This is a genomic window from Pigmentiphaga sp. CHJ604, assembly GCF_036972535.1.
GTDB classification, from domain to species: Bacteria; Pseudomonadota; Gammaproteobacteria; order Burkholderiales; family Burkholderiaceae_B; genus Pigmentiphaga; species Pigmentiphaga daeguensis.
On record NZ_CP136998.1, the window covers coordinates 519,480 to 532,333 of the forward strand.

20 protein-coding genes are annotated in these 12,854 nt (G+C 64.7%); 19 read left to right on the forward strand and 1 reads right to left on the reverse strand.

Annotation, left to right across the window (positions count from 1 at the left end; translation table 11 throughout):
• The first annotated feature begins 102 nt into the window (after positions 1-102).
• Together R4823_RS02640 and R4823_RS02645 are read left to right on the forward strand one after the other, a co-directional pair.
• A complete protein-coding gene (locus R4823_RS02640) occupies positions 103-1,635 on the forward strand; it encodes a glucan biosynthesis protein G (RefSeq protein WP_243724397.1) in 1,533 nt (510 codons plus the stop codon).
• A 40-nt stretch (positions 1,636-1,675) separates the two neighbouring features.
• On the forward strand, positions 1,676-2,626 hold the full coding sequence (locus R4823_RS02645; RefSeq protein ID WP_087838311.1) for a dioxygenase: 951 nt from the start codon (positions 1,676-1,678) through the stop codon (positions 2,624-2,626).
• A 10-nt stretch (positions 2,627-2,636) separates the two neighbouring features.
• Here the strand turns inward: R4823_RS02645 and R4823_RS02650 are convergent, their stop codons facing one another.
• Positions 2,637-3,818, reverse strand: a complete 1,182-nt coding sequence (locus R4823_RS02650) for an MFS transporter (RefSeq protein ID WP_087838310.1) — start codon at positions 3,816-3,818, stop codon at positions 2,637-2,639.
• A 115-nt stretch (positions 3,819-3,933) separates the two neighbouring features.
• Between R4823_RS02650 and R4823_RS02655 the strand changes: the two genes are divergently transcribed.
• The 17 genes from R4823_RS02655 (at position 3,934) to rpsD (ending at position 12,798) form a co-directional block, all read left to right on the forward strand.
• A complete protein-coding gene (locus tag R4823_RS02655) occupies positions 3,934-4,911 on the forward strand; it encodes a LysR family transcriptional regulator (RefSeq protein ID WP_087838487.1) in 978 nt (325 codons plus the stop codon).
• A gap of 315 nt (positions 4,912-5,226) precedes the next feature.
• Positions 5,227-5,595, forward strand: a complete 369-nt coding sequence (rplN, locus tag R4823_RS02660) for a 50S ribosomal protein L14 (protein WP_087780015.1) — start codon at positions 5,227-5,229, stop codon at positions 5,593-5,595.
• 10 nt (positions 5,596-5,605) lie between these two features.
• Positions 5,606-5,923 (forward strand): 50S ribosomal protein L24, encoded by a 318-nt coding sequence (gene rplX, locus R4823_RS02665; protein ID WP_087838309.1) that lies wholly within the window; start codon positions 5,606-5,608, stop codon positions 5,921-5,923.
• A gap of 15 nt (positions 5,924-5,938) precedes the next feature.
• On the forward strand, positions 5,939-6,478 hold the full coding sequence (rplE, locus tag R4823_RS02670) for a 50S ribosomal protein L5 (RefSeq protein ID WP_087838308.1): 540 nt from the start codon (positions 5,939-5,941) through the stop codon (positions 6,476-6,478).
• A gap of 11 nt (positions 6,479-6,489) precedes the next feature.
• Positions 6,490-6,795, forward strand: a complete 306-nt coding sequence (gene rpsN / locus R4823_RS02675) for a 30S ribosomal protein S14 (RefSeq protein WP_087838307.1) — start codon at positions 6,490-6,492, stop codon at positions 6,793-6,795.
• Positions 6,796-6,806: 11 nt separating this feature from the next.
• Positions 6,807-7,202: a 30S ribosomal protein S8 gene (gene rpsH, locus R4823_RS02680; RefSeq protein ID WP_087838306.1), complete on the forward strand. Its 396-nt coding sequence runs from the start codon at positions 6,807-6,809 to the stop codon at positions 7,200-7,202.
• Between the two features lie 9 nt (positions 7,203-7,211).
• A complete protein-coding gene (gene rplF, locus R4823_RS02685) occupies positions 7,212-7,745 on the forward strand; it encodes a 50S ribosomal protein L6 (RefSeq protein WP_087838305.1) in 534 nt (177 codons plus the stop codon).
• Between the two features lie 18 nt (positions 7,746-7,763).
• Positions 7,764-8,129 carry a 50S ribosomal protein L18 gene (gene rplR, locus R4823_RS02690; RefSeq protein ID WP_087838304.1) on the forward strand — a complete coding sequence of 122 codons (366 nt, stop codon included), beginning with the start codon at positions 7,764-7,766 and terminating at the stop codon, positions 8,127-8,129.
• A gap of 11 nt (positions 8,130-8,140) precedes the next feature.
• Complete coding sequence (gene rpsE / locus R4823_RS02695) at positions 8,141-8,662, forward strand: 30S ribosomal protein S5 (protein ID WP_087838303.1); 522 nt, start codon at positions 8,141-8,143, stop codon at positions 8,660-8,662.
• A gap of 3 nt (positions 8,663-8,665) precedes the next feature.
• Positions 8,666-8,854 carry a 50S ribosomal protein L30 gene (rpmD, locus tag R4823_RS02700; RefSeq protein ID WP_087838302.1) on the forward strand — a complete coding sequence of 63 codons (189 nt, stop codon included), beginning with the start codon at positions 8,666-8,668 and terminating at the stop codon, positions 8,852-8,854.
• A 10-nt stretch (positions 8,855-8,864) separates the two neighbouring features.
• Positions 8,865-9,296 carry a 50S ribosomal protein L15 gene (gene rplO, locus R4823_RS02705; RefSeq protein ID WP_087838301.1) on the forward strand — a complete coding sequence of 144 codons (432 nt, stop codon included), beginning with the start codon at positions 8,865-8,867 and terminating at the stop codon, positions 9,294-9,296.
• A 17-nt stretch (positions 9,297-9,313) separates the two neighbouring features.
• Positions 9,314-10,639: a preprotein translocase subunit SecY gene (secY, locus tag R4823_RS02710; RefSeq protein WP_087838300.1), complete on the forward strand. Its 1,326-nt coding sequence runs from the start codon at positions 9,314-9,316 to the stop codon at positions 10,637-10,639.
• 7 nt (positions 10,640-10,646) lie between these two features.
• The gene (gene infA, locus R4823_RS02715; RefSeq protein ID WP_087780026.1) at positions 10,647-10,865 is read left to right on the forward strand and encodes a translation initiation factor IF-1; all 219 of its coding nucleotides are present in this window, start codon (positions 10,647-10,649) and stop codon (positions 10,863-10,865) included.
• Between the two features lie 36 nt (positions 10,866-10,901).
• Positions 10,902-11,015, forward strand: coding sequence for a 50S ribosomal protein L36 (gene rpmJ, locus R4823_RS02720; RefSeq protein WP_087780027.1), 114 nt, complete (start codon positions 10,902-10,904; stop codon positions 11,013-11,015).
• Between the two features lie 42 nt (positions 11,016-11,057).
• Positions 11,058-11,423 (forward strand): 30S ribosomal protein S13, encoded by a 366-nt coding sequence (rpsM, locus tag R4823_RS02725; protein WP_087838299.1) that lies wholly within the window; start codon positions 11,058-11,060, stop codon positions 11,421-11,423.
• Positions 11,424-11,452: 29 nt separating this feature from the next.
• Positions 11,453-11,854, forward strand: a complete 402-nt coding sequence (gene rpsK / locus R4823_RS02730) for a 30S ribosomal protein S11 (RefSeq protein WP_087838298.1) — start codon at positions 11,453-11,455, stop codon at positions 11,852-11,854.
• Positions 11,855-12,174: 320 nt separating this feature from the next.
• Positions 12,175-12,798 carry a 30S ribosomal protein S4 gene (rpsD, locus tag R4823_RS02735; protein ID WP_087838297.1) on the forward strand — a complete coding sequence of 208 codons (624 nt, stop codon included), beginning with the start codon at positions 12,175-12,177 and terminating at the stop codon, positions 12,796-12,798.
• Positions 12,799-12,854 lie beyond the last annotated feature (56 nt).

Below are 12,854 nucleotides of genomic sequence, written 5' to 3' on the forward strand. Positions count from 1 at the left end.
CGGTCGTAACCCGACTCGGGGTTCCACCGTCCACATCGTTCCAGGGAGAAACTAGTGGGTTTTGCAGACGTAGCCAGCTTCGCGCGCAACAGGTTCGCGCCTGTGTCGCTCGGGATCGCCACGGTCTTGTTGTCCTTGCTGGGCGCGGCCACGGCAAGCGCCTTTACGCTCGACGACGTGACGGCGCGGGCCAGGACGCTTGCCGACCGGGCCTACCAGGCCCCGGTCAGCAACCTGCCGCCGGCCTTCAGCAAGATGCAGTTCGCCGATTACCTGCGCATCCAGCCACGCCGCGACCAGTTCGAGTGGCACGACCGCGATACGCCGTTCAGGTTGGCGTTCTACCACCAGGGCATGCATTTCTCCACGCCGGTCGGCATCAACGAGGTGGTCGACGGCCAGGTCCACGAGATCAAGTACGACCCCGCCAAGTTCGACTTCGGCGGCATGTCCTTCGATGCGAACACGACGCGCAACCTGGGCTACGCGGGCTTTCGCGTGCTCTATCCCATCAATCGCGATGGCGTGCACGACGAAATCATGAGCATGCTGGGCGCGAGCTATTTCCGCGTGATCGGCAAGGGCCAGGTTTACGGCCTGTCGGCGCGGGGCCTGGCCCTGGACACCGCGTGGAAGGACGGCATGGCCGAGGAGTTCCCGCGCTTTCGCGAGTTCTGGATCGAACGGCCCAAGCCCCAGGACCGCTTCCTGGTGATCTACGCCTTGATGGATTCGCCGCGCGCCACCGGCGCCTACCGCTTCGTGCTGCGGCCGGGCGAGGACGCCGTGCTGGACGTCGAGTCGCGCGTGTTCCTGCGCGGCCAGATCAACAAGCTGGGCGTTGCGCCGCTGACGAGCATGTTCCTGTACGGGCCGAACCAGGGCGTGCGGGGCAACAACTTCCGTCCGGCGCTGCATGATTCCAACGGCCTGGCCATCCACACCGGCAGCGGGGAATGGCTGTGGCGGCCCCTGAACAACCCGCCCACGCTGTCGGTCAGCTCATTCCAGGTGACCGATCCCAAGGGGTTCGGCCTGCTGCAGCGGGGGCACGAGTTCTCCCGCTACGAGGACCTGGCCGACCGCTACGACCTGCGCCCCAGCGCGTGGATCGAGCCCAAGGGCAACTGGGGGCCGGGCAAGGTGGAGCTGGTCGAGATCCCGACGGCGGACGAGACCAATGACAACATCGTCGCGTTCTGGACGCCGGACGTGGTGCCGCCCAAGGGCCAGCCCATGCGCCACGACTACCGCATCCACTGGACGATGAACGAACCCGCGCTGATCGAGAAGGACGTGGGTTGGGTCAAGCAGACGCTGCGGACCGACGGCGAGATCCGCCAGGCCAACCTGATCCGCCACCTGGACGGCAGCACGGCCCTGATCGTGGATTTCGAAGGACCGGTCCTGGCGCGGCTCTCGCCCGATGCCACGGTGGGCGCCGAGGTCAGCGTGGGCGACAACGCCGAGCTGATCGAGAATGTCCTGCAGCGCAATCCCGCCATCCAGGGCTGGCGCCTGACGCTGCGAGTCAAGGTCAAGGACCCGAAACGGCCGGTCGAGATGCGGGCCGCGCTGGTCGAGGGCAAGCGCGCGTTGACCGAGACCTGGAGCTACCAGCTGCCAGCGCGGTAATCTGGAGGGTCCGCAAGCCGAGTTTCCAGACGGACCCACCATGATCATCAAGAACCAGGAAGACGTTACCCGCGCGGTGCTGGCCGAGGCCGCCCGCGCGCCCGATGCGCGCTTTCGCGAAATCCTGTCGGCGGGCATCCGCCACCTGCATGCCTTCGCGCGCGAGGCGCGGCTGACCGAGGCGGAGTTCCACCAGTTGTGCGGCGCGATCGCGCGGCTAGGCCAGGCGACCACCGCCTCGCACAACGAGGTGGTGCTGGCCGCCGGCTCGCTGGGCCTGTCCGCGCTGGTCTGCCTGCTCAACAACGGCGACAACGGCCAGACCGAGACCACCGCCAACCTGATGGGACCGTTCTGGCGGATGGGCTCGCCCGAGACGCCCAACGGCGGGTCCATCGTGCGTTCTCCCACGCCGGGCGACCCGGTGTTCGTCCAGGCCTGGGTGCGCGACCGCGAGGGGCGGCCGGTCGAGGGCGCGGAAGTCGACGTCTGGCACAGTTCGACCGAGGGCTTCTACGAGAACCAGGATCCGGCGCAGGGCGACATGAACCTGCGTGGCAAGTTCGTTACCGACGGCGATGGCCGCGTCGCGTTCCGCAGCATCAAGCCGGCCGGCTATCCGATCCCGGTGACCGGCCCCGTGGGCGAACTGATCCAGGCCCAGGGCCGGCACAACATGCGCCCGGCCCACATCCATTTCATGATTTACAAGCCGGGCTTCAAGACCCAGTTCTCGCAGGTCTATTCCAGCGACGATCCCAACCTGGAGACCGACGTGCAGTTCGGCGTCACGCAGGCGCTGGTGGGGCAGTACGTGCTGCACGACAGCGCGACCGAGCCCGCGCCCGACCCCGATCTGCGGGGCAAGTGGTACTCGATGGACCACCACTTCGTGATCGAGCCCGGCGAGGCCCGGCTGCCCCGGCCGCCCATCACCGGCAAGGCGGACGGCGAGCGGCCCGTCCTGACGGTGCTGGCGCGGCGCCCCTGACGGGCATCGGTCACGCGCACTGCCGGGGCTGGCCGATGGCGGGCGCCGAGGCCGGCGACATCCTTGCGCTCCACAGCGCCAGCAGCAGGCCCACGCCCGTGAGGGCGGCGCCGGCCCAACCCACCGACACCAGGCCCAGGCCCGACAGGGCCAGGCCGCCCACCCACGCCCCCAGGGCATTACCCAGGTTGAAGGCGGCGATGTTCAGGCTGGAGACCAGCGTGGCGCCGGCGGGGCCGGCCTGTTGCAGCACGCGCATCTGCATGGGAGCGACGGTGGCGAACGCCACCGTGCCGAGAACGATGGTGTACGCCATGGCCACCAACGGCTGGCCGAAGGCCCAGGGGCCCAGTGCCAGGGCCGCCATCAGTGCCGCGGTGGTCAGCAGCAGCGCCTGCATGACGCCGCGGTCGGCCATGCGCCCGCCCAGCAGGTTGCCGGCCGCCAGGCCGGCGCCGAACAGCAGCAGGGTGACCGCGACCAGGTTGTCGCTCATCGCGGTGACCTGTTTGAGCAGCGGCTCGATGTAGGTATAGAGCGCGAACACCCCGGCGAACCCGAATACGGTGATGCCCAGACCGGCCCAGACCTGGATGCGGCCGAGCACGGCCAGCTCCTGGCCCAGCGGCGCGAGTTGCGGGCGGCCCTGGTCGCGCGGCACGAACCAGGCAAGGATGACGTAGGCGGCCACGCCCACCATGGCCACCGCGGCGAAGGCCGAACGCCAGCCGAAATGCTGGCCGATCCAGGCGCCGGCGGGCACGCCCAGCAGCGTGGCCAGCGTCAGCCCCGAGAACATCAGCGCGATCGCCGAGGCGCGCTTGTGGGGCGGGACCAGGCCCGTCGCGACCACGGCGCCCACGCCGAAGAAGGTGCCGTGCGTGAGCGAGGTCAGCATGCGGGCGGCCATCAGCCACCCGTAGCCGGGCGCCGCCGCGGCTGCGACGTTGCCGGCGATGAAGATGAGCATCAGGGACAGCAGCAGGCGCTTGCGCGGCCAGGTCCGGGTCAGCAGCGTCAGCACGGGCGCGCCCACCGCGACGCCGATCGCGTAGCCCGAGATCAGCGTGCCCGCCGTGGGCAGGGAGATGCCCAGGTCCGTGCTGACCTGCGTCAGCAAGCCCATGATGATGAATTCCGTGGTGCCGATGCCGAAGGCACCGGCGGCCAGCGCCAGGAGAGAGAGTGGCATGGTCGGGGTCCTGTGAGTGGATTGCAGTCGATAGCGACACTGTGGAGGCGGGCGCGACCTTTGTGTAGATGGAATAATGGAATGACATCTGTTCCATCAAGGAAAAACCGTGCCGATCTCCGCCAAGACCGCCCCGACCCGTGCCGCACGGGCTCCTGCGCCCGCCGATGCCAACCGGTCGGGCGAGCTGGAGACCTTCGTGCTGGTGGCCGAGCGGGGCAGCCTGTCGGCCGCGGCCCGTCGGCTGGGCGTGTCGCCCTCGGCCGTGAGCAAGGTCATGTCGCGCCTGGAGGCGCGGCTGGGCGTGCAGTTGTTGCAGCGCAGCACCCGCCGGGTGCTGCTGACCGCGGAAGGCGCCCAATACTATGAGCAGGGCAAGCGCGTGCTGGCCGACCTGGACGAACTGGAGACCTCGGTCGCAGGGCAGGCCGAGCCCCGCGGACTGGTTCGCATCACTGCCAGCACGTCGACCGGACAGACCCTGCTGGGGCCGCTCATCCCGCGGCTGCTGGCGGCGCACCCCGGCTTGCGGCTGGACCTCAGCTTCACCGACCAGGTCGTGGACCTGTTGGAAGCGGGGGTCGATATCGCGATCCGCTGGGGGCGGCTGCCCGCCTCGGATGTGGTGGCTCGGCTCCTGGGCCGCACGCGCCAGGTCGTCGTCGGCAGCCCTGAATACCTCGCCGTCCACGGCACGCCCGTCCATCCCGGCGACCTGGGCGCCCACCTGCGCCTGGGCTGGAACTACCGGCGCGAAGTCCCGCGCTGGCCTTTCGAGGTGGCGGGGCGCCGGATCGAGGTCGACATCGGCGAGATCGTCCGGGTGAACGACGGCGAGGTGATGCGCCGCCTTGCCCTGAACGGCGCTGGACTGGCCCGGCTGTCGGTGTATCACGCCTGGGACGACCTGCTGGCAGGCCGCCTGGTGCCGGTGCTGGAGCCCTACAATACCGGCGACCTCGAGCCCATCCACGCGGTCTACGTGGGCAAGCCCGGCCGGCTGCCGCCCCGCACCCGGGCGGTGCTGGATTTCCTCCAGGCCAACGTCGACCTGCGATACGCCGAGCACACGCCCGGGCCGGCCGGCGGATGAGGGCGCCGGCTGTGGGGGATATCCCGACAAAAGGCTTGCTATGTGGCAGTTTGCCGGGTATGATGGCAGGCTTACCTATGGGTTCTTGCCTTTTTGCCAGTGTAGTTCGCGGCTATCGCGCGTGGCGGGAAGGGGGAGTCCGGGGTGGGTAGTAACTGGCCTGGCACCGCGTTCTTGCGGTGTCCGCTTCAGAATTTCAACCCAGGGTGCGCAAGTCGCATTGCCGCCTGACGGGACCAAAACTGATCGGAAGGCTTGGCGTTCACTGAAAAGGTGGTGCCGGGCATTTCGGGTTAAGTTGGAACAGGGTAAACCATGATTCAAATGCAGACCACGTTGGACGTGGCCGACAACACCGGTGCGCGCTCGGTTATGTGCATCAAGGTGCTCGGCGGCTCCAAGCGCCGCTATGCCGGCATCGGCGACGTCATCAAAGTGAGCGTCAAGGATGCGGCCCCCCGCGGTCGCGTGAAAAAGGGCGAAATCTACAACGCCGTGGTGGTTCGTACCGCCAAGGGCGTCCGTCGCAAGGACGGTTCGCTGATCCGTTTCGGTGGCAATGCCGCCGTGTTGCTCAACGCCAAGCTCGAGCCCATCGGCACTCGCATCTTCGGACCCGTTACGCGTGAACTGCGTACCGAGCGTTTCATGAAGATCGTGTCGCTGGCGCCCGAAGTGCTGTAAAGGGACCGCGATGAACAAGATTCGCAAAGGTGACGAAGTCATCGTCCTGACCGGCAAGGACAAGGCCAAGCGCGGCGTCGTGCTGAGCGTTGCCGAAGACCGCGTCGTGGTCGAGGGCATCAACGTCGTCAAGAAGAATGTGAAGCCGAATCCGATGGCCAACCAGCCCGGCGGCATCATCGACAAGACCATGCCCATCCACGTCTCCAACGTGGCGATTTTCAACCCCGCCACCGGCAAGGCCGATCGCGTGGGCGTGAAGAAAGTCGACGGCAAGAATGTGCGCGTCTTCCGTTCCAATGGCGAAGCCATTGCGACGAAAGCGTAAGCGGGAGCAAACACAATGGCCCGTCTTCAAGACTATTACCGCGAGAAGGTCGTTGCCGACCTGACCAAGCAGTTCTCGTACAAATCCGTGATGGAAGTGCCCCGCATCACCAAGATCACCCTGAACATGGGTGTCTCGGAAGCGGTCGCTGACAAGAAAGTCATCGAGCACGCCACCGGCGACCTGACCAAGATCGCCGGCCAGAAGCCCGTCGTGACCAAGTCGCGCAAGGCCATCGCCGGTTTCAAGATCCGCGAGAACTACCCGATCGGCTGCATGGTGACCCTGCGTGGCGCCCGCATGTACGAATTCCTCGATCGCCTGATCAGCGTCGCGCTGCCGCGCGTGCGCGATTTCCGTGGCGTGTCCGGCCGTGCTTTCGACGGTCGCGGCAACTACAACATCGGTGTGAAAGAACAGATCATCTTCCCCGAGATCGAGTACGACAAGATCGACACGCTTCGTGGGCTGAACATCAGCATCACGACCACGGCCAAGACCGATGAAGAAGCCAAGGCGCTGCTGTCGGCCTTCCGCTTCCCGTTCCGTAATTAAGGGGTGAAATAGTGGCTAAGCTTTCACTCATCAACCGCGATATCAAGCGTGCCAAGCTGGCGGCCAAGTATGCCGCCAAGCGCGCCGCGCTCCAGGCTATCGTCGACGATGCGTCCAAGTCGGACGAAGAACGTTACCAGGCTCGCCTGAAGATTCAGCAGCTGCCCCGTAACGCCAACCCCACCCGCCAGCGCAACCGTTGCGCGGTGACCGGTCGCCCCCGTGGCGTGTTTCGCAAGTTCGGTCTGGCCCGTAACAAACTGCGCGAGATGGCTATGCGCGGCGAAGTTCCGGGCATGACCAAGGCCAGCTGGTAGGAGAGTCATTCATGAGCATGAGCGATCCGATCGCCGATATGCTGACGCGCATCCGCAATGCGCAGCGCGTAGATAAGGCGTCCGTGTCCATGCCCTCCTCGAAGCTGAAGGTGGCGATTGCCACCGTGCTGAAGGACGAGGGCTATATCGACGGTTTCGAGGTCAAGGCCAACGATGGCAAACCCGAACTCGAAATTTCCCTGAAGTACTACGCCGGCCGTCCGGTCATCGAGCGCATCGAACGCGTCTCGAAGCCCGGCCTGCGCATCTACAAGGGCCGTCATTCCATTCCCCAGGTCATGAACGGCCTGGGCGTGACCATCGTGTCCACCTCTCGTGGCGTGATGACCGATCGCAAGGCGCGCGCCAACGGCGTGGGCGGCGAGGTCCTCTGCTACGTGGCGTAAGGAGCCGACATGTCGCGTATAGCTAAATATCCCGTCGAGCTGCCCAAGGGCGTCGAAGCCACGATCGCTGCCGACCAGATCACCGTCAAGGGTCCCCTTGGCACGCTGGTCCAGGCCCTGACCGGCCAGGTCACGATCGCGCAAGACGCCGGCAAGCTGACTTTCGCCGCCGCCAACGACAGCCGCGAAGCCAAGGCCATGTCCGGTACCGTCCGGGCCCTGGTCAACAACATGGTGACCGGCGTGAGCAAGGGCTTCGAGCGCAAGCTGACCCTGGTCGGCGTGGGCTACCGTGCCCAGGCGCAAGGCGATTCCGTCAAGCTGCAGCTCGGTTTCTCGCACGATGTCGTGCATCAGATGCCTGCCGGCGTGAAGGTCGAGTGCCCCTCGCAGACCGAAGTGGTCATCAAGGGCGCCAACAAGCAGCAGGTTGGTCAGGTGGCCGCCGAAATCCGCGCCTACCGCTCCCCCGAGCCCTACAAGGGCAAGGGCGTGCGCTATGCGGACGAACGGGTCATCATCAAAGAGACCAAGAAGAAATAAGGCGGGCAAGGACGAATCATGGACAAGAAGCAAGCTCGTTTGCGTCGCGCGGTACCTACCCGCCGGAAGATCGCCGAGTTGCGCGTGCATCGCCTGTCGGTGTTCCGCACCAACCTGCACATCTACGCAAACATCATTTCGCCTGAAGGCGATAAGGTGCTGGTCAGTGCCTCGACCGTCGAACCCGAGGTTCGTCAGCAACTGGCTGGCGATTCGGGCAAGGGCGGCAACGTGGCCGCAGCAACCCTGGTGGGCAAGCGCGTGGCCGAGAAGGCCAAGGCTGCCGGTATCGAATCCGTCGCGTTCGATCGCAGCGGTTTCCGCTACCACGGCCGCGTCAAGGCCCTGGCTGATGCCGCGCGTGAAGCCGGCCTGAAGTTTTAAGCGAGGATTACATGGCCAAGATGCAAGGTAAGAATGCAGCGGCTGAGGAACGCGACGACGGTCTTCGCGAGAAGATGATTGCCGTCAACCGCGTCACGAAAGTCGTGAAGGGCGGTCGTATCCTCGGTTTCGCGGCGCTGACGGTGGTCGGCGATGGCGACGGTCGCGTCGGCATGGGCAAGGGCAAGGCCCGGGAAGTCCCGGTCGCCGTCCAGAAAGCCATGGAAGAAGCCCGCCGCAAGATGGTCAAGGTGCCCCTGAAGAACGGCACCCTGTACCACAACGTGGTCGGCAAGCACGGCGCCTCGACCGTTCTGATCTCGCCCGCCGTCGAAGGTACCGGCGTGATCGCCGGCGGCCCGATGCGCGCGATTTTCGATGTGCTCGGCGTTCGTAACGTGGTGGCCAAGAGCCTCGGCTCGACCAACCCGTACAACCTCGTGCGCGCTACGCTCAACGGTCTGAGCGCAAGCTCGACTCCGGCCGACGTCGCCGCCAAGCGCGGCAAGTCGGTCGAAGAGATCCTGGGATAAGCCATGACGACGAAGAAAAACGTCAAAGTGACGCTCGTGCGTTCCCCCATCGGGACGCCCGAATCGCACCGCGCCACGATTCGTGGCCTGGGACTGCGCCGGCTGAACAGCTCGCGCGTCCTGGTCGACACGCCCGAAGTGCGCGGCATGATCCGCAAGGTGTCGTATCTGGTCACCGTGTCGGAAGCCTGAGAGGTCTAGCATGCAACTCAATACGCTCAAGCCCGCCGAAGGCGCCAAGCACGCCAAGCGCCGTGTCGGTCGTGGTATCGGCTCCGGCCTCGGCAAGACCGCCGGCCGCGGCCACAAGGGTCAGAAGTCCCGTTCGGGTGGCTTCCACAAGGTCGGTTTCGAAGGCGGCCAGATGCCGCTGCAGCGCCGGCTGCCCAAGCGTGGCTTCAAGTCGCTGGGCCAGCACCTGTACGCGCAGGTCCGCCTGTCCGAACTGCAAGCGCTGCCGGTCGACGAAATCGACGTGCAGGCGCTCAAGCAGGCCGGCGTGGTCGGCCAGCAAGTCCGCTACGTCAAGGTCATCAAGACCGGCGAGCTCACCCGCAAGGTGGTGCTCAAGGGCATGACGGCGACGGCCGGTGCCAAGGCGGCGATCGAAGCCGCTGGCGGCTCCCTGGTCTGATAACCGAGGACTGAGCTTTGGCTAATGCGAACGCACTGGGCAAGACCGGCAGCAAGTACGGCGACCTGAAGCGCCGGCTGGTCTTCCTGTTGCTCGCCCTGGTGGTGTACCGGATCGGTACGCACATCCCTGTTCCCGGGATCGATCCGGTCCAGCTGACCTCCCTGTTCCATCAGAACCAGGGCGGGATTCTGGGCCTGTTCAACATGTTCTCGGGCGGTGCGCTTTCGCGTTTCTCGATCTTTGCATTGGGGATCATGCCGTACATCTCGGCGTCGATCATCATGCAGCTGATGACGGTCATCGTGCCGTCGTTGGAAGCGATCAAGAAGGAAGGCGAGGCCGGGCGGCGCAAGATTACGCAGTACACGCGCTACGGTACGCTGGCGCTCGCGCTGGTGCAGTCGGTGGGCATCTCGGTCGCGCTGGAGTCGCAGCCCGGGCTGGTCATCGATCCTGGCCTGATGTTCCGGGCCACCACGATGATCTCGCTCGTCACGGGAACGATGTTCCTGATGTGGCTGGGTGAGCAGATCACCGAGCGGGGCCTGGGCAACGGCATCTCGATCCTGATCTTCTCGGGTATCGCGGCCGGCCTGCCGCACGCATTGGCTGGGCTGTTCGAGCTGGTCAATACCGGAGCGATGGCTGTCCTGACGGCGCTGTTCATCGTCGTGCTGGTGGTGCTGGTGACGGCTTTCGTGGTGTTCGTGGAACGCGGGCAGCGCAAGATCGTCGTCAACTACGCCAAGCGCCAGGTGGGCAACCGGGTGTATGGCGGACAAAGCTCGCACCTGCCGTTGAAGCTGAACATGGCCGGGGTGATTCCGCCGATCTTCGCGTCGTCGATCATCCTGTTCCCGGCCACGGTGGTCAGCTGGTTCTCGAGTGGTGACGGCCTGCGCTGGCTGAAGGACCTGGCCGCCGCGTTGTCGCCCGGGCAGCCGCTGTACATCACGCTGTATGCCATTGCAATCGTGTTCTTCTGCTTCTTCTACACGGCGCTCGTGTTCAACAGCCGCGAGACCGCCGACAACCTGAAGAAGAGCGGCGCGTTCGTTCCGGGTATCCGTCCGGGCGAGCAGACCGCGCGGTACATCGACAAGATCCTGATGCGCCTGACTTTCAGCGGCGCCATCTACATCACGTTGGTGTGCCTGCTGCCGGAGTTCCTGGTCTTGCGGTGGAACGTGCCGTTCTACTTCGGTGGTACGTCTTTGCTGATTATCGTTGTGGTCACGATGGATTTCATGGCCCAGGTGCAGGCATACGTGATGTCGCACCAATATGATTCTCTGCTCAAGAAGGCGAACTTCAAGGGCGGAAATCTACCGGTGCGGTAACGAGAAAATGTCCAAAGACGACGTTATCCAGATGCAGGGCGAGGTCCTGGAGAACCTGCCCAATGCGACGTTTCGTGTCAAGCTCGAGAATGGCCATGTCGTGCTGGGACATATCTCGGGAAAAATGCGGATGAACTACATCCGCATCCTGCCGGGGGATCGTGTGACGGTCGAACTGACGCCATACGATCTATCGCGAGCAAGAATCGTGTTCCGCTCGAAGTAAGCCTGGGGCTTACCGGGTAAGAATTAGGAGTCAATCATGAAAGTAATGGCATCGGTCAAAGCAATTTGCCGGAACTGCAAGGTCATCAAGCGCAAGGGCGTGGTGCGGATTATCTGCACCGACCCGCGCCACAAGCAACGTCAGGGCTGAGCCTAGGCTCGGTTCTACGCTACAGGTATTCAAGGAAACGTTATGGCCCGTATTGCTGGCATCAACATTCCGCCGCATCAGCACACCGAAATCGGTCTGACGGCTATCTTCGGCATCGGTCGTTCGCGCGCTCGCAAGATTTGCGAAGTGGCCGGCGTGCCGAGCAACAAGAAGGTCAAGGATCTGAACGACGCCGAGCTCGAGCGGATTCGCGAACAGATCAACACTTTCACCGTCGAAGGCGATCTGCGTCGTGAAATCCAACTGTCGATCAAGCGTCTGATCGACCTCGGCTCGTATCGTGGCTTCCGCCACAAGCGCGGTCTGCCCGTGCGTGGCCAGCGTACCCGTACGAACGCCCGCACCCGCAAGGGTCCGCGTCGCGCCGCTGCGTCGCTCAAAAAGTAATCGGCTGACAGCCAGTCAAGGATTCAGAAATGGCGAAATCCCCGAACAGCGGCGCCCAGCGCGTTCGCAAGAAAGTCAAGAAGAACGTCTCGGACGGCATCGCGCACGTTCACGCGTCCTTCAACAACACCATCATCACGATCACCGATCGCCAGGGCAATGCCCTGTCGTGGGCGACGTCGGGCGGCGCCGGCTTCAAGGGCTCGCGCAAGTCCACCCCGTTCGCGGCCCAGGTCGCGGCGGAGTCCGCCGGTCGCGTGGCGATGGAATACGGCATCAAGACGCTGGAAGTGCGTATCAAGGGCCCCGGTCCCGGCCGCGAATCGTCGGTTCGCGCCCTGAACGCCCTGGGCATCAAGATCTCCAGCATCGCCGACATCACGCCGGTGCCGCACAACGGCTGCCGTCCGCCGAAGCGCAGAAGGATCTAGGCCCCCCCCTACGCGCTTCGCGCGCCCCCCAGGGGGCGGCACTGGCGGACCGGCGGAGCCGGATCCGCGGTGCCCTGGATCGGTGGGCTCGTTGCCCGTTGGGCAACGTTGCCTGGGGGTTTGGGGCAAAGCGCGGTAGAATAGTGGGCTTTGCTGTTGGCAGTACGTAGTTTTTATTGTTTTCTGGGGGCGCGGCCGGCATGGGTCGGGCGCGCCGAGTAAGACCACCGTTTGCCGCGTTCTGGTTCATCGAACGTAATAGACCAAGGCAAACTCCTCGCCATGTCTGGTGCATGGCCTGACAGAGAAAAGGATACATCGTGGCACGTTATATTGGCCCCAAATGTAAGCTTTCCCGCCGCGAAGGCACGGACCTCTTCCTGAAGAGCGCCCGCCGTTCGCTGGATTCCAAGTGCAAGCTCGAGAGCAAGCCCGGCCAGCATGGCCGCACCTCGGGTGCCCGTACCTCGGACTACGGTCTGCAGCTGCGCGAGAAGCAGAAGCTCAAGCGCATGTACGGCATTCTGGAAAAGCAGTTCCGCAAGTACTTCGAAGAAGCCGAGCGCCGCAAGGGCAACACCGGTGAAAACCTGATCCAGTTGCTCGAATCGCGCCTGGACAACGTGGTCTATCGCATGGGCTTCGGCTCGACCCGCGCCGAAGCGCGCCAGCTGGTCAGCCACAAGGCGCTGATGCTGAATGGCCACACCGCCAACGTGCCGTCCATCATCGTCAAGGCCGGCGACGTGATCACCGTCCGCGAGAAGGCCAAGAAGCAGGCCCGTATCCAGGAAGCGCTGCAACTGGCCTCCAGCCAGGGCATGCCGCAGTGGGTCAGCGTCGACATGACCAAGCTGGAGGGCACGTTCAAGCAGGCCCCGGATCGTGCCGATGTCGCCCGCGACATCAACGAATCCATGGTCGTGGAACTCTATTCGCGGTAATAACTGAAGCCGGCTCTAGGTGCCGGCTTTCCCATCCCTGGGCACAGAGGATCCGG